The sequence below is a fragment of the Akkermansia muciniphila genome (assembly GCF_900184965.1).
In the GTDB taxonomy this organism is placed as follows: domain Bacteria; phylum Verrucomicrobiota; class Verrucomicrobiia; order Verrucomicrobiales; family Akkermansiaceae; genus Akkermansia; species Akkermansia muciniphila_A.
This window is the reverse complement of record NZ_FXYA01000135.1, coordinates 55,673-81,362: the sequence shown is the minus strand read 5'-3', so window position 1 is coordinate 81,362 and position 25,690 is coordinate 55,673. Positions and strand designations below refer to the sequence as shown.

Genomic DNA, 25,690 nt, shown 5'->3' with positions numbered 1-25,690 from the left:
AGGCGTTGAACAGCGGCTGCAGCACGCTGCTGCGGTTTTCGTCAAGGTAGATGTCGCAGGTGAGTTCGTACATGGCTCCAAGGCCCCACCCGCTGGTGCTGCCCTGCGTGCTGTAGCTTCCTTCCCCGTAGTTGACCGTGCGGTTGAGTTTCGCGTCGTTCCATCCTCCCGTCAGGATGAGCGTGTGCGCCCAGCGTTTGTTCTGGTAGCGCCCGAAGAGGCTGGCGTAGTAGCTGTCCAGGTGGCCGTCGGCGCTGTCCGCCGCGCTGGCCGTCAGGTCGCCGTAGCTGGCCGTGAAGGCCGCTCCCACGGTGACGCGGTCGCTGAGGTCCGCGTCCATGCCCACGGTACCTCCCCAGGTGGTGAGCCGGTAGCCGCTTTCATCCCCCCGGGTGTCGAGCTGGGCGTAGGAGCCGGTGCCCTCCATCCACATGTGGAAGCGGGGAAGGTCGTCGTTGACGTAGGCGGGGTTGACGCCCATGAGGGTGGTCCGGTTGCGGATCCAGCCCATCTGGTCGCGCAGGGCGTCCCGCTGCGCCGTACCCAGCGCGTTGACTGTGCTTCCTGCCACCGCTGCCATGGCGCGCTTCGCTTCCGAGGGGTTGGAAGACGTCAGGGCACCTACGGCGTCATCCACCTTCTTGAGGATGGAATCCGCAGCGAGATCGCCGGGCAGGTTCCAGAGCAGTTCCGCCCCGGCCCCGGAATTAAACGTATCCGCAAGGCGGGCGTATTTATTGTCCCTGGAAGCCGTGGCCATCAGAACGAGGTTGCCGTTTTCCATCACCAGGTACGCATCATTTTCAAATTTCTTGAACGCGGAGGAGGAGGGATCCAGCAGGATAGCCAGTCTGTCGCTTCCTCCCAGATCAATGGCTCCGTCCGCGTGCATGAGCGTGTAACTGCCGTCTGCGTCCAGAGTCAGCTCGTTCCCGCCAGTGGAACTGAGAGTTATTTCCGCGCCCTGGCTGATGCTGATGTTTCCGGTCACGCTGATGATGGGGCCGGCGTAGTCCGTGTTGAAGGCAAGATTCGTACAGGAACCGTCACCCAGCGTCAAACTGCTGAGGGTCAGTGCCATATTGGCTTTCGGGTCATCCATCGTGCCTCCCATCCGGATATTGAGGAGCCCCGTGTTATTAACTGCCCAGCTGCTGCCGGCAGCGGTCATGACGTTTTCAAACGTCTGCCCGGCATTGCCGGAAATATTAAGCTGCCCGCGTCCTTCCAGCGTACCGCTGAAAACGGAGCCGCTGCCCGAATTACCGGTATTGACAGCCAAAACGCCGCCAGCGCTCTTCAGAGTGCCCTCTCCGCCGATTCCGGAAACGGTGCTGCCGGATGTCGAACCAAGGTCCAGTATTCCCTGGGAGCCACCATCTTTCGCCAGATCGAGCAGAATGCCGCCCTGGAGGGAAGCCGTTCCGGAAAGTTCCAGCGCATCGTGGAGGGTAAGCGTTCCGCTGCCCTGGATGGTGCTGGAGGAAAGGCTGCTGGCGCCGTTGACGGAAAGGGAGGCTCCGCTGCCGATGTTCAGGGCCGCGCCTTCGCCGCTGTCCGTCAGGTCACCCATGACGGTATTCCGGTTGATGTCCAGAACAACGCCTTCCGCTGCGCCGGCAAGTTCCACATGATTAAAGTTGCTTCCTTCACCGTTAAGAGCGAGCGAACCACCTTCCACGCGCAGGGTGTCCGTCACAAAAGAACCGTTGACTGCCAGCTTGCCCGTGTTTTGCTTGATGAAGGTAACTCCGTTTTCCCCGACGATGTTTCCGCCCATGATGGAATCCGCACCGGCATAATCATCAGGAGCAGGCAAGCCCGTTTCCAGACGTTCGTTGTTGAGGATGACAACGGCGTTGCCTCCGTCCGCACTGGTGTTTTCCACTTTCAGCGTGCTTCCCGTAGCGCCCAGCAGGTTGTTGATGACCGCGCCGTCCCCGTCGGAATCGCCGGGAGCTCCGGACAACTGAACGGCAAGCGTCTTGTCCTGGGAAATCACCACGCCGGAGTACATCCCCAGCGTACCGTAGCTGGTGACGGTGTCAGGGTCGGAAGCGGAGGAATCATTCACCATATAAAGCCCGCTGACCTGCCCGCTGAGAACCAGGCTTCCGCCGTCGGTGCCCGTCACCCGGATGCCGTAATTGGAAAGAATCCTGCTGAACTGGATATCGCCAAGATTTTCGCATTCCAGCGTTCCGGTCGTCAGGGTGAGCCAGCTTTCCGCACCGGCTTCCTTATGGGCGACGAGCGTGTTCACAATAGCGTCAATGTCCAGATTGACCGTGGCGGGATTGTTAATGACAAGTCTGCCGTCTCCCTGGTCAATGATGGCCGTACCGGCCGCATCCCGGTTGACGTTATCCGCCCCCAGGGTAAGATTCAATGTTTCCGTGGCTCCCTCGCCCACTGTAATATCTCCGGAAACGTTGGCAAGACTGCCTCCGGCAGCCAGCGTAATGCCTTTGAGCATGCCGCCATCGGTATCGCCCAGATTGATGGAAGAAGCGGAGTCCACGACGATAGCTGCCGTCGCGCCTTCCGCCCGGGTCATGGCGGAAGTCAGCGCGCCATTGACGATTTTCAGTGTTCCCGCTCCATTCAGCACGGTTCCGGCCCACTGGCCGGCCTTGTCCTCCGTGCCAAGCTGAACAACGGCTCCGGCATTCGTAATGCCGAGCGCTCCCGCAGCGGTATTGGCCTGCTCCAGGATCAGAGTGCCCGCTCCTGCGTGCGTCAGGCTGGAGTTGCCCTGAACCAGCGCGTTCAGCACCAGTTCCGTATTGTTGTAATTGACGTTGTATTGTGCGGCCAGCCCGGTATTCGTGGAGCCCGTGTTGCCTCCCAGAATGGCGCCGTCTCCAAAAACGGCATTCCCCTCTCCTGTGGCGCAAGCCCCGCCGGAACCGAAGTTCCAGGCCTGGCGATTGTTGTGGACGGAAGTCTCATTGGTGACCAGAGTTCCCGAGAAGTCCTTGAGGGATCCCGTGAGGACATTGTTCATCCGCACGTTCGCAGCCATAGCCCACGTGCCCGAACCGGAAAGGCTTCCGGAGAAAGTATATGTGGCGCCGGAAGAGCCGTTCTGCATCGCGCCGTGGGTTGCGCCGATTTCAAAATTGGCTGCCGTCGCGCCCGCGGAAAAATGGAAGCCCTTGCCGTCAATGAAAACGGTGCCGCCTCCCAGCGTATTTCCTGCCCCAAAGGCTACCCAGTTGGCATTGGTGCTCATATTCACCCCGTTGCCGACCAGTTCCAGGCGGCCAGTGAAGCCGGTATTGCCCGTATTGGAGATATTGACCAGACCTGCAGTATCCGCCGTCCCAATCGTGACGGTGCCAGCCCCATTGAGCTGGGCATGCAGGTTGACGGTTCCGCCGGAGAGGGCAAGGGAAGCGCCTTCACTGACGCGGACAACAGTAGCATTGTTCGGATTTACGCCGATGGTCGCGCCGCCCGTGAAAGCGAGCGTGCCCTCTTCCACAGTAAGGTGGGCCAGGGTATTTCCTGCATATCCAAGGGCCAGAGTGCCCGCTCCCGTTTTGGTCAGGGTAGTGCCTGCCCCCATGACGTCGGCTGTCAGTCCGGCCCAGGAAACGGTATCCGCCGCGCCAAGCACGGAAACGTTCAGGGAACCTCCGTCTCCCACGTTGACACGACCGGAAATGTCATCACCTGTCGCATCCGCACCGGCGGCGGAATCCGCATAGGCCAGCGTCCCTCCGTTGAATGTAATATCCCCTTCCGTTCCCAGCGCTCCGTCAGCCCCAATGGTAAGAATGCCGCCATTGAGTATCGTTCCTCCGGTATAGGTGTTGGCCAGGTTTAAGGCAACCTCAGCCGTACCGTTCACGGTAAGTGTGGTGGGAGCTGTGGAATCCGCGATAGAACCCGCGTTGTCAGGATCGCTGACCAGCGTGTAAGAGCCGCTGTTGAAAACGACGCTTTTGGGAGTTACAGTACCGGAAACCTTGACTTCACCCGCTTCCGAGGAAGAGAAGTAAATTTCCTGATTATCCAGCGTATCCACTCCCGCCTGCCTCGTCGTCCAGCCGTCAACGCTGGTGTTGATCCACTTCCGGTCCGTTCCTCCGTCCCAGACAAAACCGTTGTCTCCGCTGACGTCTGCAACCTTCAGCACAAGCTGGTTGTTTTCCACCACCACGGAATATTCGAATCCTTCCCTGGTGATGTCGGGCGTCCATGTGAAGGAATCCGTCGTCAGGCTTCCGGCCGCAGCCCACTGGGCCAAGACATAATTAGACGCCTCCAATTCTCCATAATTGTTAATCGTCAGCGCACAGGATGAATCCGCAAGAGCCAGGGTCCCGGCCGTGATATTAATGACAGGCTCATTCGCCGCCACGCCCGTCATGTCAAAGGTGAGGGCCGCACCGCTATTCAGCGTCAGGGCGGAAGCCGTCGTCATCCTGGCCCCCGCACCCATGGAAATACTGCCCAGGGTCATGGCGTTCGTATTTGTAAACGCCAGCGTTCCTGCCTGGACATTAGTCAGTCCCGTATAAGTATTCTGCCCGGAAAGGGTCAAGGTTCCGGAGCCGGTTTTCGTCAGGCCGCCCGCTCCGGAAAGAACGCCTCCGAGGGTGATGCCGGTGGAAGCCTGGTCATGGTAAGACTTGGTGTCCGCATCATACTGGCGGGTATCAACCGTCACATTTCCGGCAAGGGTCATGTTATAGGCGGAAGACCAGCCTTCCGCCGCCGTCGTGCCCAGCGTCCCGGAATTCATGTTCAGGGCAATCGTATTGGTATTTCCGGACGCCGTCATGCCGCCTGAACCGAGGAGCAGGGAACCGCCATTCAGATTAATGGTGGCGCCCTTGGCGCTTACTCCGTCCCAGTTCTGTCCCAAATCCAGTGTCCGGGCCAGCACCATGCCGCCTGAACCAATATTCATGACGCCTCTCCCGTCACGGGCAATCCTCAAGGTGCCGGTAATATTCATCACGGCATCCCCGCTGATATTGAGCGTAGTCGTTCCATTGTACTCGTAGCGGCCGATAAAGCTCCCCGCCGTCACGGAAGCGCCGGAACCCAGCGTCCAGGCGCATGCCGTGCCATTGGTTGCCAACACCCTGTATTCTCCTGTAATATCAACATTTCCATTAAGGACATTCGTTCCTACCGCAGAGATCAGCGTGCCGGCCCCGGTAATCGTATTTCCATAGGTTCCGGCGGAAAGAGTCAGCGTGGTATTGGCTCCCAGCTCATATCTGACTCCAGTCAGGGCGGCCGTTGTCGTTCCGGAGGCGTTCCCGCTCAATTTCAGCGTGCCAGAGGAATTGGAGTTCAAACGTGTTCCCAGCCCGTTCCACGTGCCCGTGGTCAGTTCCAGAACGGAATCCCCCTGCAACAGGACCGTGCTGGAGCCCAGCGCGCCGGCATTGCCGACAACGAGTTTACTGCCATCGCCAAGAACGGTATCCCCGGTATAGGAATTGGCGTTGTTCATGGTCAGGGAAGCTCCGTCCAGCAGGTTCAGCGTCGTATCTCCGGTAATGGAGCCGTCACCCGTAAAAATGAAATCCGTACCGGAAACGTTAATTCTGCCTGGAGCGACATTCCCCGCAATCGTCACATTTTTATCCACTCCATCGCCATTGGAGAAATATACCGTTTCCCCATCGGCATAAGCTGACGGAGTTCCGTCAAGGCTCCAGGAGGTATTCGAGCTTTCCGTATTCCAGGTGCCGCTCTTCCATCTCAACAAACCTTCCTTGTCGCTCAAATTGACGTAAAGAGTGCCGTTGCTGACGGAAAACGTTCCATTGTACAGCTCCGCAACGGCTCCGCCCAAAGTAAAGAAAGAACTTTCCGTCAACCCCGCTCCGGAAAGCAATGCGTAACTAATCCCCGTTTCCAGAGAAGACACCCCCAGCCGTACTTCCGTAGCCTCACTGCCACTGATGGAGTTAACGGTCAGAGCCGCCGTTTCCGAATCAAGAGAACTGAAGCTCAAAGCGCCTCCGTTCAACGTCAACCCGGCGGATAAAGTAGCTGTTCCTCCGGCAATTCCCGTGGCTCCCAGCGTAGATCCGGCATTCAGCACATACCCGTCCGCGGACGTAACGTTCACGGTAAGGCCGCCTCCGATCAGCAAGGAACCCTGCCCGATAACGCTGGAATCCTTCACCGTCAAACCGCCTTCCCTCAATTCCACCGTTCCGGTAAAGCCGGGAACGGCTGCCGTTTCTCCTTCGGCAGGAACCGGGGCCTGGGCCGTTCCGTTAAGAACCAGAACCCCGTCGCCAACCTTCACCAGACTGCCGTTTCCCGTCAACCCGTTGGAGAAGGTAACAGTACGCCCCGTGACATGGTCATTGGCATCCAGCGTATCGAGGATAGTCCCGTTCACCGTGCCCAGAAGTTCTACATAAGAAGGCGTGAAATTCGGATTATAGCCTATACTCCAGTTGGACAGGGCTCCCAGAGTGCCTTCCCCCAGTTTGATAACGGCTGCCCCCGCCACATCGGTGATGCCCGAAGAGCCTATGTTCACCCTGGCATCCCCATTCAGGAAGGAAGTATCCGTTTTGTTTCCGTCACCCTGCTTGTACCAGCCCGTTCCCGTATTGCTCCATGTGCCGTTGGAATTCCAGACCAGCGTCTCTGCATTATACCCTTCCCCCTTGTACTGCACGGACATGCCGGAACCGTTGGAAACAAGCAGGAAATTGTCCGCTCCCAGCTGACCGGCGGAATCGGCTCTCGTCAATGCCTCATAAGAGTCGTCCCCGGTTTGCTTCCAAATACGCAGGGAATCCAGGGATGCCCCTAAATCGGCCCCTGTAGACATGAAATAGCGTGTTATCAGGGCATCGTCAACCATCTCGCGATTGGTGACTGAAAGCTCTTCCATAGCACTTGCAACCACTACCTCCACATTCCAGGTTTTGGAGTTCTTGGTAATGGTGGTGGTGTTTGACAGGTTGACCATTCCGTCAAGCCCGATGTGCCAGTAATGATTGCCGGCGCCGGAGCCATGGTCAAAATTGAGGTTCCCCCCCGGAGTCGTCATGTTCAGAGCGCCGTCCACATAAATATTGGCATGGCCTTCCGCTTCCGTATTCTTGATCTGGTTGCTGAAGGAGGTGGTAAGAGTAGAGCCCTTCTCCACGTAAACATTGCCGCCCCATTGTCCCAGCCCCGCGGATACACTGCCGTTCCCCGTTACGGAAATACCGCCGCCGTCCGAGGTATTGGGAGGGTTCCCCGTCACCGTCACCTCAACGCCGTTAAAAATCAAGTGCGGCCCCTTATTGTCCACGCGGGAGGGAGCTGCATCTCCCTCCCAATTGTCTGCCGTTCCTACGGCGTCGCCTTCCCCATCCCCCGTCCATGTAAAATCAGGACCTCCAAAATCGGGAATCTGCCAGAAATCCGCCGAGGTTGCGGCATGGGAATAAGAGTAAATGCCGGAGAAGGAAACCAGAGAAGCGAGAAGGGCGGAACGCAAAGACGGAGGAAGATGAAGTCTCATACTGATCAAAGATATTGTGGTCAGTAATACCCGGATTTATAATCCGTTGGCAAGCCAATTTTCGAAAAAAGCTCACATTAAACAAATAATGGGAAACAAATATCATCCGCCTGTCCAACATATTTACCTCCATATCCAGAAGGACAAAATCATCATTCTTTCATTACAAGCAATATACATGGATTAAGGAAAGAAGCAGGATTATAAATTCCCCGTCTGCCCATTCGCGTTCCTGATGAAAGAGGTACAGATAAAAACAAAAAGGCCGTTCCCTCCCGGGAACGGCCCTGGCTTAAACTATTTTTTCCTTACTGCTGCTGGGCGCCGCTTTGCTTAAGCATCTCCTGAAGCTGTTCCGGAGAAATGCTCATGGGGCCGCCCTGGGGGGCAGGAGCTTCCGAAATGCCGTCCAGTTCCAGATCAAAGATGAGCGGTGAATTGGGTTCAATCGGAGCGCCGGGAGTGTTTTCCCCGTAAGCCAGCTCGGAAGGAATGTAAACAATCCATTTGGAGCCGACGGGCATCGTCGTCAGCGCTTCGGCAAAGCCGGGGATGACCTGGAGGGGAAGTTCCACGGATTTGCCCTTGGTGTCGTCAAACACGGTGCCGTCCAGCAGCGTGCCCTTGTACTTCACCTTGAACATGGGGTTCTTGAACTTCTTTTCATCAAATTTTTCTTCGCCGCCCTTGTTCACAATCTTGTACTGGAGGCCGGACTTCGTCGTAGTAACGCCTTCCTTTTTGCCGTTTTCCTCCATGAACTTCTTGCTGGCCTCCAAATTGGCCTTGGCCTTGGCGGAAATGCGTTCATCTATCTGCTTCTGGAACGCATCCAGGGCGGGCTTCAGCTGTTCCTGGTCCTTGGCGGGCTTGCGGACCATGCCGTCCTTGATGCCCTGCAGGAAGGATTCCTGGTCCAGGTCGTCAAAGGTCAGGGTAGGAATGGAACCAAGCTGCTGACCGCTCTGGAAACCCAGAAAATAGCCCAGGTCCTTTTTCATCTGTTCGGGAGACACAGTAATTTCTTTCTCTTGTTTGGGTTGGTCGACCGCCGGAACTTCGGCAGCCTTTTCTTGCGCGCCCGCCGCACCCGCCAAAAGGGCGGAAACGGCAAACAGGGCGATGGAAGGGTTCATCTTCATGGTATTTTTATCCTTTCTTTGAAAAAGAAGACTCCTTTTTAACGGATTCCGTTCACAGCACAAGACAAGAGAATCCGTCATCCTGTCATCCTCTCCCGGCAGAAAGCCGGATTGCTGTCCGGATCAAAGGAGCGGCAGGTCATGCCAGCGTCTTCAAAACGCGGGCGATCATGGCGGGATAAAGGGTGTGCTCCTGCTCCTGAATGCGGGCGTGAAGGCTTTCCGGCGTATCCCCCGGCAGCACGGGCACGCGGGCCTGGCCCAGGATGGGACCGGTATCCATTCCGTCATCCACATAATGGACGGTGCAGCCGCTCTCCGCCACCCCGGCGTTCACGGCCTGCTCCCAGGCATGAAGCCCCGGAAAAGCAGGAAGAAGGGAAGGATGGATGTTCAGGATACGGGAAGGAAATTCCTTCAGCAGAGGATGTTTCACCAGGCGCATGAATCCGGCCAGGCAAACGCAATCCACGCCGTATTCCTTCAGGCGCGCGGCAACGGATGCCTGGGATTCCTCCGGGAATTTGGTCTTAAACCCTCCGCAATCGATCACCTCCGCCGGGATGCCCCAGGAGCGGGCGCGTTCCAGAATGAAGGCGTCCGGATTGTCAGACATCACCACGGCGATTTCCGCCCGGAGGGAACCGGACTGGATGGCATCATAAATGGACTGGCAATTGGAACCGGAACCGGAACCGAGTATTCCTAACTTGGGCAATCTGGACATCCGGGGGATGAAACCACAGTTTTTTGCCCGTGGCAAGTCTCCGGCTTGACAAAAAGGCTGCCGTATTTGCCTAATAAAGACATGAGAGACCCCCGTTTTCAGGCCCTGGCCGTCCAGCTTGCAGGGTATTCCACCTCCTTGCGCCCCGGAGACAGGGTTCTGCTGGAACTGACGGATATTCCGGAAGAAATGGGAATAACCCTCATCCGGGAGGTGAGGAAGGCGGGAGCCATGCCCTTTCTGCGCCTGAACCAGTCCCGCCTGAACAGGGAAATGCTCTCAGGAGCCACAGAAGAACAATACGGTATCATCGGCCGCCACCGCCTGGCGGAAATGGAGGACATGGACGCCTACATTGAAATCCGCGGCGGAGAAAACGCCTTTGAACTGTCCTCCGTTCCGCAGGAAGACATGGCCGCCGCCATGAAAGCCCTGAATCCCGTCTCCCAGCGGCGCATCCGCCATACGCGCTGGTGCGGGCTGCGCTGGCCGTCCGGGGGCATGGCCCAGCAGGCTGCCATGAGCACGGAAGAATTTGAAGACTTCTATTTCCATACCTGCCTGATGGATTACGCCGCCCTGCGTCCCGCCATGCGGACGCTGGCCGCCATGATGGAAAAGGCTGAATACGTGAAAATCACCGGGCCGGGAACGGATATTTCCTTTTCCATTAAGGGATTGCCGGCCATCCCGTGCGCGGGGGAATGCAACCTGCCGGACGGAGAGGTGTTTACCGCCCCCGTCATCGACAGCGCCAACGGCCATATAGCCTTCAATACGCCTAGCCTGTTCCAGGGTATTCCCTTTGACAACATCCGCCTGACGCTGAAAAACGGACTGATCGTGCATGCGGAAGCGGGAGAAAAAACAGGAGAACTCAACGCTATTCTTGACACGGATCCCGGCGCTCGCAGGTTGGGGGAATTCGCCTTCGGCGTCAATCCGGCTATCACACGCCCCATGCGCAACATCCTGTTTGATGAAAAAATCTCCGGCTCCTTCCACTTGACGCCGGGGCAGGCCTACCACGTGGCGGACAACGGCAACCAGTCCCGCATTCACTGGGACATGGTATGCCTCCAGACGGAGGCTGCCGGGGGAGGAGATATTTACCTGGACGGGAAGCTGGTGCGCCGCAACGGATTGTTCACCCTGCCGGAACTGACCATTCTCAATCCTTCCCAATCATGACCGCCACCCCTGCCCCCAAAAAACGTTCCCTGTTCCGTAAATGCCTGTATGCGGCCGCGGCAGCCATTCTGCTGGGCTCCCTGCTGGCCTCCTACATGCACTGGGAGGCCAACCATCTGGAATTCAATGAAAACGCAGCCCCTGCCGGATGTATGCCCGGCCTTTCCGGCCTGCGTATCCTGGTTCTGTCAGACATCCACACCAACCTGCCCCTGCTGGAACAGGCGGCAACAATGGCGGAACAGGCCAGACCGGACATGATCGTGTTTCTGGGAGATCTGTACACGGATTTTCTGCGGGTCACCCATGCAGGCGACTACATCGCCCAGATGAAACGCCTCTCCTCCGTCGCTCCGGCCTACGCATGCCTGGGCAACCACGACATGGCCCTGGCGGACAACGTGGAGCGAATCCTGAAGGAAGGCGGGTTCACCCTGCTCAGGAATTCCGCAGCTTTCGTCTCCATTCCCAGACTGAAAAACGTGGAATTCAAGCTGGTGGGGCTGGGAGACCTGCGGGAGGGGGACTTTTTCCCGGACCGGTGCATGACCCCGCGCGGATTGGAGGAAAACTCCCCCATGCCAACCATCGTTCTGAGCCACAACCCCAGAGGAAGGGAACTGCTGGGAAATTACCGCTGGGACCTGATGCTTTCCGGCCATACGCATGGGGGCCAGATCAGACTGCCATTCTTTTCCGCCCCGCTATTGGCGTCGGAAGGGGAAACCATGAACTCCGGTTTCCATTCCTATGAGGACAAGCAGGTCTTCGTCACCCGCGGCATAGGCTACCTGGGGCCGGGCCGCTTCAACTGCCCGCCGGAAATCAACCTCATTACCATTCCCTAACTTCCCGACCCGACCGCCATGGTTTTCTCTCTGCTGGCTTCCGGAGGCCCTAATGACGCGCCTCCCTTCTTTACCCTGCTTACTGTCGTCTTCATGGGCATCATCGCGATTGCCCTCATTCTGGCCCACTTCCGGCAGTCCCTGCTGGCAGGATACTTCATTTGCGGGGTAATTCTGGCCAACTGCGGCATTCTGGACCACATCCCCAATTCCGACGTCAGCATCCAGGCCCTTTCCGAGGTAGGCATTATCCTGCTCATGTTCACGCTGGGGCTCGAATTCTCCGTTGACGAACTCAAACATCTGCGTAAAACCGCCCTAGTCGGCGGCGGTATTCAAATGTTCATCTGCACCGCCGCTTTCGGCCTGGGGCTCCATTACGCCACAGGCATGGACATGAGCCACTCCCTGACGGTCGGGGCCATTATGGGGCTTTCCTCCACAGCGGTGGCTCTGAAATCCTTCCAGGAATTCGGCCTGAGCGGAACCTCCGGGGCAAAAATGGCGGTGGGAATCGCCCTGTTCCAGGACATCGCCGCCATCATGCTGGTGGCGATCATGCCGCAGATCTTTACCGTCACGCCCGACTCTTGGGAAACAGCGCTCAACATCGGCATGGCCGTGCTGCGGGGGCTCGTCTTCCTGGGGGCCGCCTGGCTGATCGGCCGTTACCTGCTTCCGCGCATCATGCTGGCCGTCGCCCGGACCAAAAGCCGGGAACTCTTCACCCTGATGGTGTTCGCCATCTGTTCGGGAATTGCCATGCTCGCCAGCCTGCTGGGCCTGAGCATCGCCCTGGGCGCTTTCACCGCCGGCCTCTTCGTCAGCGGGTCCTACTACAGCCACCGGGTCCTCAGCGAAGTGCTCCCCTTCAAGGACCTGTTCCTGACCATTTTCTTCGTGTCCGCCGGGCTGTTGATCGACATTGACGGACTGTGGCAACACATCGGACAGGTGGCGACCTTCACCGCCTTTGTCCTCGCGATTAAATTCATAGCCTGCCTTACAGCCGCAAGTTTCCTGAAAATCCCCGGCCGCATGGGCATCATGGCCTCCACCGCGCTCACCAATGTGGGGGAATTTTCCCTGGTGCTCATCCCCTTCATGCAGGAGATCTCCCCCATCCCGGCTCTGGTGACCACCAACGTTTACGCCATTGCCGCCGTCTCCATGGGCATGACTCCGCTGCTGATGAAAGCGGCACGGAAACTCACCCCGCTGCTGGTGCGCATTCCCGGGTTGAAAACAAAACGGGAACGCCTCAACGTGGAAACCCTGATCACGCGCATGGAAGGCATCAGGGAGCACGCCATCATTTGCGGCTACGGCCCCGTAGGCAGGAGGCTTCATGAAAGCCTGTCCCAATACGGCATTCCCTGCATTATTATCGACCTGAATGCGGACACCGTCAAATCCCTGCTTAATGAAGGCCATCTGGCCTTTCTGGGAGACATTCAGCACCAAATCACCATGGACCTGGCAGGCGTCCGTACCGCGCGGCTGATCGCCTTCACGTTCCCGGACCCTGCCCCGGCCCTGTCCACCTACATGCAGATCAAAGGCGCCAATGGGGACATCACGGTGATTGCCCGCGCCAAATTCCGTTCGGAAGTGGCTTCCCTGCATCACGCGGGCATTGTCAACGTCATCCATGATGAAATGGAAACGGGCGCCGCCGCCGTGCGCCTGGCGAAACAGAGTTTTGATATTATTGAACCGTCGGACGCGCCTTCGTTGTCCCATTAAGCAATGATGAATCTGCCGGATGCCCACACTCATTCCTCCGCACTCGCTTCCGGCACGGCGCCTCGGTTCATCTGCGGCACCTCCCCGGAGGACTGGAAACAGGTGGCCCTTCTGGCGGAACGGGATGAACATGTTACGCCCTTTTTCGGCATTCATCCCTGGTTCCTGAACCCGGATGAGTGGAAGGAGGAAATGCCCGGACTGGAATCCCTGCTGAAAAAAATCCCCCATGCGGGCGTTGGGGAAACGGGGCTGGACAAATGCCGGCGCGGCATCCCGGGGCTGCCTCTCCAGAAGGAAGCGCTGGAACGGCATCTGGAACTGGCCGCGCTCCTGGACCGGCCCGCTTCCCTGCACTGCTGCCGCGCATGGGGCACGCTGGCGGAAATGCTGAAAAAATATCCCCGTTTGAACATTATCCTGCACGGCTGGACGGGAGCATTGCATCTTAGCTCGGAACTTCCTTCGGGAAACTGGCTTCTCTCCATAGGCCTGCGGGAAATGGAACGTCCGGGTCTGCTTGCCTCCATACCGCTCCATCGGCTGGCGCTGGAATCGGACGGGCATCCGGAAACCCTGCCGGAACTTTACCGCCGCGCGGCGCGGGAACTGGGCATGACCGTCAACAACCTGGTTGACCTGGTTCAAAGCAATATGGAAAACCTGATCCACCCTTGACGCCTCCATTCAACCGGGCGGACATGGCTTCGCGACGCCCCTCCATGCGCTGGGTTTCTATTTCCATTGATTTTTTATTCAATTATTTTTTCAGAAAATAAAAATGAGGCGATTGCGCATCGAATCGCAGGCAGCAGAGTACTCTGCCCAATTTATATTCCAGAAGAAGAAAAAGGCTCCGTACCGGAAAACTCCGGGCGCCTGTAAGTAATCCACGGTTTTTCCTTGGCAGGTTTCCGCCTCCGGCTATCATGCGGGCATGGGCCTTTTTCAGGATCAAACCAGCTCTTTGTCGGAAATCAAGCGGCTTGCCGCCCTTGTCATGGATCCCTCCCGCAGGGGGGAAATCGGTCCGGATCAATGGCCTCTGGCCATGATCGCCTATGGACTGGTCACCTGCAATGAAACGGGAAGAGAAGAAGAAGGCGTCACCATTTACCAGATGTTTCAATCCCGCTGCGCTCCGGACGCCCGCCGCAAATGCGCTCTGCAACTGGCAGCTTTTATCCGGCAGCGGAAAGGGGACGGATGGAGGGCCCTGCTGCCTTTTGCCATGGCGGATGAGACGCCGGATATCCGCAGGCAATCCGCTTTCCTTATTTATACGCTGGCCGCGCCCCAGCCGGAGGAGCGGTTTCCCGGAATTGCCGGACTGGCGAAGGTCATCTGCGCTTCTCCCTGCCCCGGACAGGCGTCCATGGCTCCGGCGCTGGACGCCCTGATGAGCCTGGGTGACATGCGGTTTGCCCCTTATCTGTCTTTCATTTCCAAAAATCTTCCTCCCGAACGCCTCACGGACCTGCTGGCCGGAACGGAAGCCATTCCCACGGACCTGGGCTGCGGCTGGCTGCTGGATCTTCTGGATGAACATCCGGAGCTTTCCCCCACCATCGCGGCGGTACTGGCCGGGATGCCCTCCAGAGCCGGAGAAGTCCTGGACGTGGTCGTGCCCGTCCCCTCCTGGCAATTCACCAACTCCGCCGTTCAGCCGCTTCATTCCTGGAGTATTCCCGAATACCGGCAGCGCATGAAAGAACGGCTCTCCAGATACCTTGCCCCGGAAGAACAGGAGACCGTGGACCGGGCATGGAGCTGATTCTTCCGGCGTATCCCAACCCGCCGCATGTTTTCAGAAAACACGGGCCCAGGGGCGTTTACCGGGCATAAGGAACGCCGCCACGCATCGTACTCCGGAAAGGAACAGGGGCATTCCTTAAACAGGCAAAACCGCAGCATGCGCCTGATGCCCTACCGGCTCATATCAGCAAGCCCCCCTAGAATAATTCGCCTCAAGGGGGAGGAAAAATCCCTCATGGCGCGGATTTTTCCCGGTCATTCATTCACCTTGCCACTACGTGACGATGGTGGAAATCCACAAAGCTCCGGTATGTCTCCTCATCCAGCAGATCTCCATGCGTCATCAACAGAAGCGGAAAAGATTCGCCCTCATCCGTATAAGGAGGATGGACATAATCAAACTGCGGATTGGGAACAAAGCCGTGCCTCTGATAAAACCCCAGCCTCCGGCGTGAAATCCCGTCCTCCGGAGGATCAATTTCCAGAATAACTTTGCGCGGAAACGCATCCCTCAATTCTTCCAGAATCCTTTGCCCAGCGCCCCGGCCGCGCAGGGTGGCAGCCACGGCAAAATACTCCAGATACACGAATTGTTCCCGACGCCACGTCACCAGCATCGCAACCACCCGGCCTTCCCCATTTAAAAATACTTCATAACAAAAACCGGGATCTTGAAACGCCAACGGAAAATCCTGCACCCTTCGCTGTTCATGCACAGGAAAACTTGTCCGGTAAATATCCAGAGAATCCAGGAATAACGGATCATCCACACCCGTCACACGGCGCTTGGTCAGCAATTCCGACGTCATGAACCATATCCAACCACACCCGTCTCCGTTCGGCAAGCCCCCCGGAAAGCCTTCCCCAGTCATACAACCAGCTGTTCCGGCTCAAATTGATGCAGCGTTTCCCAGCCCAGGAGAAGGAAGAAAAATATCCCCGCACGCCGGATACGGCGACAAGGAAATCCCTGTCCTTCTTGACGGATTGTTCTTGAAAGGCACGCGGCCGGGCAATCTTCCCGCAGACAGGGCCAGAATATTGCATTCGTCGCCCGGAATACATGCAGACGGTTCTTTTCCGCAACCGCCGGATTACAGGTCGCCGCACTGTCGCCGCATAGCGCAAAATCTACTCGCAAAACAGGCACGCCCCCTTTACCATGGCAACGGACATACATACTATTATGAGCGAACAAGTCATTATCATCGGCGCCGGTTGCGCCGGCTACACGGCGGCCATTTACACCGCCCGCGCCAACCTCTCTCCGCTTCTGATCACGGGTTCTCAAATCGGCGGCCAGCTGACCACCACGACGGAAGTGGAAAACTTCCCCGGCTTTCCGGACGGCGTGATGGGGCCGGACCTGATGTTCCTGATGCAGCAGCAGGCGGAAAAATTCGGCACCCGGTTTGCATATGAGGACGTCAAGAGCGTCGTCAGGGATGAAGCCACCGGACTGTTCACCGTGAAGACCAGCGGCCAGAATTACGAAACCCGGAGCATCATTGTAGCTACGGGGGCGTCCGCCCGCTATCTGGGCATCCCGGGAGAGGAAGGGCTGGTAGGCCACGGCCTCACCGCCTGCGCGACCTGTGACGGAGCCTTTTACCGTGACGTGCCTGTGTGCGTGGTTGGCGGAGGAGACAGCGCCTGTGAAGAAGCCATGTTCCTGACGCGCTTCGCCTCCCGGGTGTATCTGATCCACCGCCGCGACACGCTCCGCGCTTCCAAAATCATGGCGGAACGGACGCTGTCCAATGAAAAGATTTTCCCCATGTGGAATTCCACCATCGTAAGCTATAAGACGGACGACAAGGGAGAACTGGAAGCCGTCATGCTGAAGGACGTAGTGGAAGGGGATGAAACGGAGCTTCCCGTCAAATGCGTCTTCATGGCGATCGGGCACACGCCGAACACTTCTTTCCTGGGAGATCTGGTGGACCGGGACGATGCCGGCTACATCATCCGGGAAACAGGGCTGATGGCGACCAGGACGCCGGGATTGTTCGCTGCCGGAGACGTGGCGGACCCTCATTACCGCCAGGCCATTTCTTCCGCCGGGATGGGCTGCAGCGCCGCCATTGAAGCGGAACGCTACCTGCTGGGGCTGTAAACCCATCTTTCGGAACGGGCCGGAAGTCCCATTGGGAATTCCGGCCCTTCCCCGCTACAGGAAAACGGACATGCACCATTACAGCATTTTTGAGCTTTTCAGCATCGGCATAGGTCCCTCATCCTCCCATACCGTAGGGCCCATGCGGGCGGCGCACCGCTTTCTGGAACAAATACGCCACTCCCCGCGTTTGGCGGAAATCTCAGGCATCCGCTGCGAATGCTACGGCTCCCTGGCTGCTACCGGACATGGGCACGGCACGGATACGGCCATCATGCTGGGGCTGCTGGGAGAGGAACCCCATACGGTGGAGCCGCGCAGCATTCCCGGTAAAATCGCCCGCCTGCACCAGCAGGAAACGTTATCCGTCACGGAAGAAAAAACCGTCCGTTTCTCTCCTTCCCGCGACCTAGATCTTTCCCACTACCAGCCCCTGCGCCTGCATCCGAACGGGATGCAGTTCACTGCCGTCAACCGGGACGGAGAACCGGTTGAAGATGCGGTATTTTATTCCACGGGGGGCGGGTTCGTCTCTTCCGAACAGGAACTTCTGCATCCGGAGGAAAAGGAACGGGAAACCTTTCCTTTTCCTTATGAATCCGCGGATGAACTGCTGCACATGGCTGATGAGCGCGGATGCCCTCTTTCCTCCATTGTCATGGCGAACGAATGCGCCATGCTCCCGGAACGGGAAGTCCGTGAACAACTGGATCTGATCTGGACGACGATGAAGCAGTCCATCTCCAACGGCATGAGCGCGCGCGGCAATCTGCCGGGCGTTCTGCAGGTTCCGCGCCGGGCCAAAACTTTGCGCAAAAATCTTCTGGTGCACGGAGAATCGGCCTTGAAAGATCCTCTCTCCATTATGGACTGGATCAATCTGTACGCCATTGCCGTAAGTGAGGAAAACGCGGCTGGCGGCCGCATCGTCACCGCGCCGACCAATGGAGCGGCGGGAATTGTTCCGGCCGTTCTTAATTACGCCACCAAATTCTGTGTTTCACCGTACCCGGATGCCGTGCATCGTTTCCTGCTCACCGCCGGGGGGATCGCCATCCTGTACAAGAAAAACGCCTCCATTTCCGGCGCGGACGTAGGCTGCCAGGGAGAAGTGGGCGTAGCCTGTTCCATGGCTGCCGCCGCGCTTGCGGAGTACCTGGGGGGAACTCCCCACCAGGTGGAAAACGCCGCGGAAATAGGCATGGAACACAATCTGGGGCTCACCTGCGATCCTATTGCGGGCCTCGTCCAGATACCCTGCATCGAACGCAACGCCATTGCCGCCATCAAGGCCATCAACGCCGCCCGCATGGCCCTGGGCGGAACGGGCGCCCATTTTGTCCCGCTGGACAAAGTCATCCGCACCATGCTGGATACCGGAAGGGACATGCAATCCAAATACAAGGAGACCGCCCAGGGCGGCTTGGCCGTCAACGTGGTGAATTGCTGAGAAGGCAAGAACATCCTCCCTTGGTTTTCCAAGCGCGTCTGTTCCCGTAAAAAACGCTCCGCCGGATTGACAGATACGGGGAGCAAAGGTAGGGTGCGGTCATGCTTTCACGCCTCTTTCTCGCTCTGGCCCTGTTGCTGGGCGGCACGGGACTGTCCCGGGCCGTTCACGTCGTCATGTGCGGCGGCCCCGCGCTCAGGCAATGGGAAGGACTGAGAATACAGCCTGACAGGCATGACAACTGGTGGGCCAACTTTGTCAGGGCCTCCACCATTCGCATCGCCCAGATCCAGCAGCAAGACCCTGCCGCCAGAATCACCTGGATTGTTTACCGCCCCGGTTACGCAACCCGGGGGAAGGAAGACGGCAAACCTTACACCCGCTGGATTGCGGACCTGGCTTCCAAGTACAAAATCAAGCTCGTCTGGGCGGACAGCGCCGACCAGGCCATCCGGGCGCTGAATGCCTCCCCGCGCTTCCGCGGCGACAAGGTGGAATCCTTTTACTACTTCGGCCATTCCAACTGCTATGCGTGGATGCTGGATTACGGCAACAATATCATGGCCGTTTCCACGGAATGGATCCATGAGACGGACCTGAACAGGATACGGCGGGATATTTTCACGCCGCAGTCCGATTGCTGGAGCTTCGGCTGCTATACGGGGGCCAGCATGTCCCGCTGGTGGAAGCGCATCATAGGCGTCCCCCTCTGGGGCAACACGGAATCCACCCGCTACGGCCCCGTCTCTGACGGCAGGCTGCCGGAAGGCGCGGGAAAATGGGTTAAATAGCAGTCTTGCACCGCCCTTTTCCTTCAAAAACCGCTTCCCGATTAATTCTCTTCAGGTTTACGGCGTTGCGTTGCGGCGTTGAAATGCCCCATAGCAACTACAAGTCACATAAAGGGGGACGCTACTGTAGAAAGGATATTTTCTACAATACCTTGCATTGTCTGGCCAGAAGATATCAACAGCGGAGATTTAGCGTCAACTTCGCGCCCCTTAACATCGTTTTCCAGACGGAAAATGGCAAATCAGCCAACTGGCCGACCACGCCTCCAGCCTGAGTCAAACAGATATGAACTTGTCCTTGGACTTGAGCGCTGAAATAAAAAACACGATCTTTCCCGTTTTTCAACAACTGTCCGAGGTGTAAAATCTCGGGCAGTTTTTTCATTTTTAAGCCTGAAGGCTTGCAATCGTATTGCCATATGACCGGGCTGCCGTATAATGAGGGCGGACGGAAAACATCCGTCATTCTCTGACAACAATCATGAACCAAGCACCCCATGTTGCCATCGTCGGCGCCACCGGAGCGGTGGGCGTTGAAATCCTGTCCTGCCTGGAAACACGCAATTTTCCCGTAGGTTCCCTGAAGCTTCTGGCCTCCGCCCGGTCCGCCGGAAAACAGGTTGCTTTCCGCGGGAAAATGCTGACTGTGGAAGAATTGACGGAAAAATCCTTTGATGGGGTGGACATCGCCCTGTTCAGCGCAGGCGGAGGCATTTCCCTGAAATTCGCTCCTGTCGCGGCTGCTGCGGGCTGCGTGGTCATTGATAATTCCTCCGCCTTCCGGCAGGAGCCGGACGTGCCCCTGGTGGTGCCGGAAATCAACCCGGAAGCGGCTTTCAACCACCCCCGCAATATCATCGCCAACCCGAACTGCACCACCATCATCACGTTGATGGCCCTCTTCCCTCTGCATCAGCGTTTCGGGTTGAAAACCGTCATTGCCTCCAGTTACCAGGCGGTTTCCGGCAGCGGCCAGCACGGCATCGCGGAACTGGAAGCCCAGGTTCGCGCCGTCGTGGACGGCCACCCTGTAGTGAAAAATGTTTATCCTCACCAGATAGCCTTCAACCTTCTTCCCCAGATCGACTCCTTTGCGGAAAACGGCTATACCAAGGAAGAGCTTAAAATGCTCAATGAAGGCCGTAAAATTCTCTCCCTGCCCGAACTCAAGGTAACATGCACCTGCGTACGCGTGCCCGTTTACCGTTCCCATTCCATCGCCGTTACCGCCCAGTTTGAAAAACCCGTGGACGTGGAAACGGCCCGCAGCGCCTATAAAGGCAAACCCGGAGTCGCCCTGATGGACAACCCTGCGGAGGGCGTGTGGCCTACCCCGCTGGACAGCACCAACGGAGACACCTGCTACGTGGGGCGCATGCGCATGGACATGGCGATCGACAATGCCCTGACCCTCTGGGTCGTGGGCGACCAGGTCCGGAAAGGAGCCGCCCTCAACGCCGTACAAATCGCGGAATTGCTGGTCAACCGCTGAACCGCTTCCTCCCCCGCACCTATCCCATAACGCCATGTGTGAACAATCTCTGAACGACTACATCACGGAACAATGCGCCCTGATTGACGCGGCGCTGGACAGGCTGTTGCCCGCAGAGGACGAAAGTCCCGAAACCATCCATAAAGCCATGCGCTACAGCATATTTGCGGGTGGGAAAAGAATGCGCCCCGTCCTTTGCCTGGCGGCGGCGGAGGCCTGCGGAGGCCTGGCGGTGGACGCCCTGGTTCCCGCCTGCGCCGTGGAAATGATGCATACGTACTCCCTCATCCATGACGACCTGCCAGCCATGGACAACGATGATTTGCGCCGCGGGAAGCCCACCAGCCACAAGGCTTTCGGAGAAGGCGTCGCCATTCTGGCGGGAGACGCTCTGCTGACGGAAGCTTTTGCCGTAATCGCCCAGGTGGACGACACGGAACGCTATACCGTCAGGGACTACGTAAGGGAACTGGCAGCCACCGGCGGCAGCACCATGCTCATTGGAGGCCAGATTCTGGATTTGGAGGGAGAGCGCAAGCAGCTCTCCGAGCCGGAAGTGCGCACCGTGTACGAAGGGAAGACGGCCGCCCTGCTGACCACGGCCCTTCGCTTCGGCGGCATGTCCGCAAACGCCACGGAAGCCCAGTTGGAAGCTCTGACGGACTTCGGTTACAACCTGGGACTGGCTTTCCAGGTGATTGACGACATTCTGGATCTGACGGCGTCCACGGAAAAACTCGGCAAGACCGCCGGCAAGGACGTCAATTCCCGGAAATCCACCTGTCCGTCCCTGATCGGCCTGGATGGCGCCCGTTCCGAAGCCAAATGCCGCACCCAAGCGGCTCTGGATGCCCTGATGATCTTCCCGGAAGAACGCCGCGCCCGCCTGGTGGAACTGGCCAATTATCTTCTTAACCGCGAATATTAAGCCGCTTCTTCTTTCATGTCCTCAGAAACCGTATCCGACAACGTAGAAACCCTGATCAATCTGGCGCTGGCCGAAGACTTCGGCTCCGGCGACGTGACTTCCACCTATTTCGTCCCGGAACATCTGACAGCCAGGGCTATTTTGACTCCCCGGAAAAAAGGCGTTCTTTCCGGCGTCAATGTCGCGGCGGAAGTTTTCCGCAAGGTGGATCCCTCCCTGAAGGTGGAAGTTTACCTGCACGACGGGGAAGCCGTGGCGCCCGGCGCCGTGGTGATGCTCATTGAAGGCTCCGCCCGCTCCATCCTGGGGGCGGAACGCACCGCCCTTAACTTCATCCAGCGTCTTTCCGGAGTAGCTACGCTCACCAGACAATACGTGAAAGCCGTTTCCCACACCAGCGCCCGCATTCTGGATACCCGCAAAACCACCCCCGGTTACCGTCTGCTGGAAAAAGCGGCCGTCGTTCATGGCGGAGGCACCAACCACCGCATGGGCCTTTATGACCGCGCCATGGTGAAAGACAACCACCTGATGACGGACGGGAATACGGGACACCTTCAGGAATGCATCAACAGGCTGCGGAAGGAAAAGCCCGGCGTGGAAATCCAGCTGGAAGCGGACACCCTGGAACAGGTGGCTACCTTCCTTAAACTGGAAGGCGTGGACCATATCCTTCTGGACAATATGACGCCGGAAATGCTGAAACAGGCCGTCGCCATGCGCGGAGAACGCACCACCCCCCTGATGGAGGCCAGCGGAGGCGTTCATCTGGACACGGTAGCCGCCATTGCGGAATCCGGCGTAGATTTTGTCTCCGTAGGCTATGTGACCCACTCCGCCCCCTCCCTGGATCTGGGGCTGGATTTCAGCGTAGAATAACCCCTCATCATTCCCTACGTCATGGACCTGTCTAATTTCAGAGAAGAATACCTCAAAGGCCAGCTGCACAGAAAAGATCTGGCGGAAAATCCCTTTGAACAATTTCAAACCTGGTTTGAACAGGCCCTGAAAGCGGATATTCCGGAACCCAACGCTTTTTCCCTGGCCACGGCGGATGCGCAGGGCAGACCGTCCCTGCGCACCGTGCTGCTCAAATATTTTGACAGGACGGGCTTTGTTTTCTTCACCAACTACGGCAGCCACAAGGCCCGTGACATTGAAGAAAATCCGCAGGTCTGCATGATGCTTCCCTGGGTCATGCTGGAACGCCAGATCATCATTTACGGAAAAGCCGTTAAAGTTTCCCGCGCGGAATCCCTGAAATATTTCCTCACCCGCCCCAAGGAATCCCAGCTTGGAGCGTGGGTTTCACACCAGAGCTCCGTCATCTCCGGGAGAAAACTGTTGGAAATGAAGCTGATGGAGCTGAAAAACAAATTCTCCAAGGGGGAAATTCCCCTGCCCTCCTTCTGGGGCGGCTACCGAATCATCCCGGACACCTTTGAATTCTGGCAGGGCGGCCCCGGCCGCGTGCATGACCGTTTCATGTACAAACTTCAGGAAAACGGTTCCTGGACCATTGAACGCCTTCAGCCATGATCTCCCGGCGCACAACAACCCAGGGCCTTTCTTTCCTGGACGTGGCAACACCGCTCTGCACGGCATCCCTGTGCCTTCAGGGAGCGCACCTCACCTCATGGAAGCCGGAAGGGCATGAGGAATGCCTCTTTCTTTCTCCCAATGCAGCCTTTGTCCCCGGCAAAGCCATCCGCGGAGGAATTCCCGTCTGCTGGCCCTGGTTCGGCCCCCGGAAAGGCGCGCCGTCCCACGGCATAGCGCGCATTTCGGAATGGCGCCTCCACCACCAGGAAATGGACAAGCGCGGCAACGTCCTGCTTTCCCTGGCTTTCTATCCGGAAGAGGAATCCTATCCCGCCGCCATCCTGCGCCTTACACTGGGCAGCGCGCTGACCATGAAACTGGAAACCACGGCGCGCACGCAGCCCTGCAAACTCACGGAAGCCTTCCACAACTATTTTGCCGTCGGCAACCTGACCAAATGCCGCGTTCACGGGCTGGAAGACATCCCGTTCCGGGAAGAAGCCGCCCAGCCCATGAAACACGGAGAACGCCCGCTGGCGCCGTTGGGGTGTCTGGACCGCGTTTACGACATCCCTTCCTATTCGGGAAAAACAATACTGGAAGACCTCATGCTGAACCGTGCCATCACGGTGGAGCGGAACCATGCCTCTTCCGTCATCGTCTGGAATCCCGGACAACAGGGCGCCGGCAACATGGCGGACCTGGGCGCGGAATCCTGGAATAAATTCCTGTGCATTGAAACGGGGAATGCGGCGCCCCGTTCCATTTCCCTTGCTCCCGGGCAGACCCATACCCTTTATCAGAAAATTTCCGTAAAGCATATGGAGGAAGCTTGTTCCCCTTGTTAAAACGGCAGGCAGCATTACCTCTCCAGTAACATTCCGGGGCACCCCCTTGTTGACCTTCCTGAAAAGCCCTTACAGTTGAATTTCAGTATCCCCTTTCTTCACTGAATAATTACTGTCATTAATGATTAAAGAGTAAGAGGCATTCGACCTGACGGATACCGTGCCTTTCCCATCAAAAACAATATCGGTTGCAATGCCGCCAAATCTCAAATTTTTGATCCCATGGCGGCCCTTGTTTTTTTTCAACCTCCACCGCACTTCTTTTCTGGCTGCGGACACTTCCTTGAATCCCAGCACATTTTCAATAAACAGGGAAATCGGCCCCAGGGCTGACCATCCGCAAAATTCCGGTCTTACACGGCGTCCGTGTTCCGTGGAAGGAGCATTTCCGCTTGGGCTATAGCACTCCCAGATGGTATGCGGCTCTATGTTCCTGTAAGCGGCAAGCTGCTGGCTGATAACCTTCTCGGCAATAGCGTCGGCTTCTTCATGATAGCCATACTTTTCAATAGCCTTAATGGTCATATACGTCGTCGGCAGCCAAATTCCCCCTCTCCAATAATCCCCGGTCTGATGATGATAATCCTTATCTGAACGGGCCAGGGAAGGAGTCGGATAACTGCCTCCGAATTCTTCGGGATTCATCAAATGCCTGACCATGCTTTGAGCCTGTTCCCTGGAGGCGACCTGAGCCAGAAGGGGCCAGTAGGATGCAATGGTTTTAACGCGGCAGGGCTGTTTGTCCGAGATGGTTACATCGTAGTAAAATCCCTCCTTCTTATCCCAGTAAAGATGGTTGATTTTGTCCTTAAGCGCTTCATATTCAATATTCCATTTCTTAGCTTCGTCCGCATTGCCCAGAGCCTGCTCCATATCGGCAATGCAGCGGGCGCTGAGCGCCTGCTGGGAAATGGCATCCACCCATAAAACGTTACGATAGCCGCCGGCGTCACGCCCGCGGGGAGTATTATCCATTCCGCTCGCTCCCCCCGTCCAGGTAAATCCGTCATCTCCTATGGAATTCAAGTGGATGTTCTGGGGAGAACACGCAAACCGTTCCCCTGATTTGGCCTGGGCAAACCAGTTGAAGTGCTTTTGCAGATATTGCTTCTTATTCAAGAGATCATCCAGGCGGTTCTTATCACCGGTGAAGTCAAAATATTCTTTCTCCACCCACGCAAATAACGGGGGATTGTCCACCAAATGGACCTTAAGTGGAGTAACGGCTTTTTCGTGAACAGGCTTGTAAAGGTTATCCAAACTCTCAACTCCGGGAAATGACCTGGGCGCATACTTGGCGAAAAGCACCATGAAACAGGTATCCCATATCCATATTTGATCTTCATAGCAATTCTCATCCATATAAGGGGACGCGGGAAGGCCTTCCGGCCCTTTTCTGACGCGGCCTGCCGCAATTTCCCATGTCTTATGATAAAGATCCACCATTTCCCGGTTTGGATGCACCGGAAGGGGAATCTCTTTTTTCCAATCCCGGTTAATGCAGGAATCCGGATGGGTTGTCGCGGAAAATCCCTGCAACGGGGCTGACAGCAGGAGAACCGAACCTGTGATTGCCGATAGTTTAGCGTTCATCATTATTTTTTGTTTAT

Annotated in this window: 19 protein-coding genes; 13 read left to right on the top strand and 6 right to left on the bottom strand. The window is 57.3% G+C overall.

What is annotated here, in order from left to right; all coding sequences use genetic code 11:
- The 3 genes from CI070_RS02545 to purN all read right to left on the bottom strand — a co-directional run.
- On the bottom strand, positions 1-7,504 hold a 7,504-nt coding region (locus tag CI070_RS02545; RefSeq protein ID WP_143245525.1), incomplete at its 3' end, for an autotransporter-associated beta strand repeat-containing protein.
- A 308-nt stretch (positions 7,505-7,812) separates the two neighbouring features.
- Positions 7,813-8,646 (bottom strand): FKBP-type peptidyl-prolyl cis-trans isomerase N-terminal domain-containing protein, encoded by an 834-nt coding sequence (locus CI070_RS02540; RefSeq protein WP_179218309.1) that lies wholly within the window; start codon positions 8,644-8,646, stop codon positions 7,813-7,815.
- 139 nt (positions 8,647-8,785) lie between these two features.
- Positions 8,786-9,373, bottom strand: a complete 588-nt coding sequence (gene purN / locus CI070_RS02535) for a phosphoribosylglycinamide formyltransferase (RefSeq protein WP_094135570.1) — start codon at positions 9,371-9,373, stop codon at positions 8,786-8,788.
- A gap of 81 nt (positions 9,374-9,454) precedes the next feature.
- Here purN and CI070_RS02530 point away from each other — a divergent pair, with 81 nt between their 5' ends.
- From CI070_RS02530 to CI070_RS02510, 5 genes are all read left to right on the top strand, one after another.
- Positions 9,455-10,564, top strand: coding sequence for an aminopeptidase (locus tag CI070_RS02530; protein ID WP_094135569.1), 1,110 nt, complete (start codon positions 9,455-9,457; stop codon positions 10,562-10,564).
- Complete coding sequence (yaeI, locus tag CI070_RS02525) at positions 10,561-11,412, top strand: phosphodiesterase YaeI (RefSeq protein WP_094135568.1); 852 nt, start codon at positions 10,561-10,563, stop codon at positions 11,410-11,412. Before CI070_RS02530 ends, yaeI begins: the two co-directional genes overlap by 4 nt.
- Positions 11,413-11,430: 18 nt before the next feature.
- Positions 11,431-13,158 carry a cation:proton antiporter gene (locus CI070_RS02520; RefSeq protein WP_094135567.1) on the top strand — a complete coding sequence of 576 codons (1,728 nt, stop codon included), beginning with the start codon at positions 11,431-11,433 and terminating at the stop codon, positions 13,156-13,158.
- A gap of 3 nt (positions 13,159-13,161) precedes the next feature.
- On the top strand, positions 13,162-13,836 hold the full coding sequence (locus CI070_RS02515; RefSeq protein WP_094135566.1) for a TatD family hydrolase: 675 nt from the start codon (positions 13,162-13,164) through the stop codon (positions 13,834-13,836).
- Positions 13,837-14,095: 259 nt separating this feature from the next.
- On the top strand, positions 14,096-14,932 hold the full coding sequence (locus CI070_RS02510; protein ID WP_094135565.1) for a hypothetical protein: 837 nt from the start codon (positions 14,096-14,098) through the stop codon (positions 14,930-14,932).
- Positions 14,933-15,176: 244 nt separating this feature from the next.
- Here CI070_RS02510 and CI070_RS02505 read toward each other — a convergent pair whose 3' ends face one another.
- Positions 15,177-15,722 (bottom strand): GNAT family N-acetyltransferase, encoded by a 546-nt coding sequence (locus tag CI070_RS02505; protein ID WP_179218308.1) that lies wholly within the window; start codon positions 15,720-15,722, stop codon positions 15,177-15,179.
- Positions 15,723-16,075: 353 nt separating this feature from the next.
- On the opposite strand from CI070_RS02505, the gene trxB reads away from it, so the two are divergent.
- The 3 genes from trxB (at position 16,076) to CI070_RS02490 (ending at position 19,270) form a co-directional block, all read left to right on the top strand.
- Positions 16,076-17,029, top strand: a complete 954-nt coding sequence (gene trxB, locus CI070_RS02500) for a thioredoxin-disulfide reductase (RefSeq protein ID WP_256943696.1) — start codon at positions 16,076-16,078, stop codon at positions 17,027-17,029.
- A 70-nt stretch (positions 17,030-17,099) separates the two neighbouring features.
- Positions 17,100-18,479, top strand: a complete 1,380-nt coding sequence (locus tag CI070_RS02495; protein WP_094135582.1) for an L-serine ammonia-lyase — start codon at positions 17,100-17,102, stop codon at positions 18,477-18,479.
- A 101-nt stretch (positions 18,480-18,580) separates the two neighbouring features.
- Positions 18,581-19,270, top strand: coding sequence for a hypothetical protein (locus CI070_RS02490; RefSeq protein WP_094135563.1), 690 nt, complete (start codon positions 18,581-18,583; stop codon positions 19,268-19,270).
- Between the two features lie 175 nt (positions 19,271-19,445).
- Here the strand turns inward: CI070_RS02490 and CI070_RS02485 are convergent, their stop codons facing one another.
- A complete protein-coding gene (locus CI070_RS02485; RefSeq protein WP_094135562.1) occupies positions 19,446-19,655 on the bottom strand; it encodes a hypothetical protein in 210 nt (69 codons plus the stop codon).
- A gap of 96 nt (positions 19,656-19,751) precedes the next feature.
- Here CI070_RS02485 and CI070_RS02480 point away from each other — a divergent pair, with 96 nt between their 5' ends.
- The 5 genes from CI070_RS02480 to CI070_RS02460 are packed head-to-tail and all read left to right on the top strand — an operon-like array spanning position 19,752 to position 24,080.
- Positions 19,752-20,762 (top strand): aspartate-semialdehyde dehydrogenase, encoded by a 1,011-nt coding sequence (locus tag CI070_RS02480; protein ID WP_094135561.1) that lies wholly within the window; start codon positions 19,752-19,754, stop codon positions 20,760-20,762.
- A gap of 34 nt (positions 20,763-20,796) precedes the next feature.
- Positions 20,797-21,690, top strand: a complete 894-nt coding sequence (locus CI070_RS02475; RefSeq protein WP_094135560.1) for a polyprenyl synthetase family protein — start codon at positions 20,797-20,799, stop codon at positions 21,688-21,690.
- 15 nt (positions 21,691-21,705) lie between these two features.
- The gene (gene nadC, locus CI070_RS02470) at positions 21,706-22,569 is read left to right on the top strand and encodes a carboxylating nicotinate-nucleotide diphosphorylase (protein ID WP_094135559.1); all 864 of its coding nucleotides are present in this window, start codon (positions 21,706-21,708) and stop codon (positions 22,567-22,569) included.
- A 21-nt stretch (positions 22,570-22,590) separates the two neighbouring features.
- Positions 22,591-23,229, top strand: a complete 639-nt coding sequence (gene pdxH, locus CI070_RS02465) for a pyridoxamine 5'-phosphate oxidase (RefSeq protein WP_012420302.1) — start codon at positions 22,591-22,593, stop codon at positions 23,227-23,229.
- Positions 23,226-24,080, top strand: a complete 855-nt coding sequence (locus CI070_RS02460) for a D-hexose-6-phosphate mutarotase (protein ID WP_094135558.1) — start codon at positions 23,226-23,228, stop codon at positions 24,078-24,080. Before pdxH ends, CI070_RS02460 begins: the two co-directional genes overlap by 4 nt.
- Before the next feature lie 69 nt (positions 24,081-24,149).
- Here the strand turns inward: CI070_RS02460 and CI070_RS02455 are convergent, their stop codons facing one another.
- Entirely contained in the window at positions 24,150-25,673 is a 1,524-nt protein-coding gene (locus tag CI070_RS02455) for an amylo-alpha-1,6-glucosidase (RefSeq protein WP_218824876.1), read from the bottom strand.
- Positions 25,674-25,690 lie beyond the last annotated feature (17 nt).

Bases quoted from the DNA above. Each gene is read 5' to 3' on its own strand.
- CI070_RS02505 (WP_179218308.1), bottom strand. From the start codon at position 15,722: ATGACGTCGGAATTGCTGACCAAGCGCCGTGTGACGGGTGTGGATGAT.
- CI070_RS02530 (WP_094135569.1), top strand. From the start codon at position 9,455: ATGAGAGACCCCCGTTTTCAGGCCCTGGCCGTCCAGCTTGCAGGGTAT.
- CI070_RS02520 (WP_094135567.1), top strand. From the start codon at position 11,431: ATGGTTTTCTCTCTGCTGGCTTCCGGAGGCCCTAATGACGCGCCTCCC.
- purN (WP_094135570.1), bottom strand. From the start codon at position 9,373: ATGTCCAGATTGCCCAAGTTAGGAATACTCGGTTCCGGTTCCGGTTCC.
- CI070_RS02490 (WP_094135563.1), top strand. From the start codon at position 18,581: ATGCTTTCACGCCTCTTTCTCGCTCTGGCCCTGTTGCTGGGCGGCACG.
- nadC (WP_094135559.1), top strand. From the start codon at position 21,706: ATGTCCTCAGAAACCGTATCCGACAACGTAGAAACCCTGATCAATCTG.
- CI070_RS02455 (WP_218824876.1), bottom strand. From the start codon at position 25,673: ATGAACGCTAAACTATCGGCAATCACAGGTTCGGTTCTCCTGCTGTCA.
- trxB (WP_256943696.1), top strand. From the start codon at position 16,076: ATGGCAACGGACATACATACTATTATGAGCGAACAAGTCATTATCATC.
- CI070_RS02540 (WP_179218309.1), bottom strand. From the start codon at position 8,646: ATGAAGATGAACCCTTCCATCGCCCTGTTTGCCGTTTCCGCCCTTTTG.
- pdxH (WP_012420302.1), top strand. From the start codon at position 22,591: ATGGACCTGTCTAATTTCAGAGAAGAATACCTCAAAGGCCAGCTGCAC.
- CI070_RS02510 (WP_094135565.1), top strand. From the start codon at position 14,096: ATGGGCCTTTTTCAGGATCAAACCAGCTCTTTGTCGGAAATCAAGCGG.
- CI070_RS02460 (WP_094135558.1), top strand. From the start codon at position 23,226: ATGATCTCCCGGCGCACAACAACCCAGGGCCTTTCTTTCCTGGACGTG.
- CI070_RS02495 (WP_094135582.1), top strand. From the start codon at position 17,100: ATGCACCATTACAGCATTTTTGAGCTTTTCAGCATCGGCATAGGTCCC.
- CI070_RS02515 (WP_094135566.1), top strand. From the start codon at position 13,162: ATGATGAATCTGCCGGATGCCCACACTCATTCCTCCGCACTCGCTTCC.
- CI070_RS02475 (WP_094135560.1), top strand. From the start codon at position 20,797: ATGTGTGAACAATCTCTGAACGACTACATCACGGAACAATGCGCCCTG.
- CI070_RS02480 (WP_094135561.1), top strand. From the start codon at position 19,752: ATGAACCAAGCACCCCATGTTGCCATCGTCGGCGCCACCGGAGCGGTG.
- yaeI (WP_094135568.1), top strand. From the start codon at position 10,561: ATGACCGCCACCCCTGCCCCCAAAAAACGTTCCCTGTTCCGTAAATGC.
- CI070_RS02485 (WP_094135562.1), bottom strand. From the start codon at position 19,655: ATGAAAAAACTGCCCGAGATTTTACACCTCGGACAGTTGTTGAAAAAC.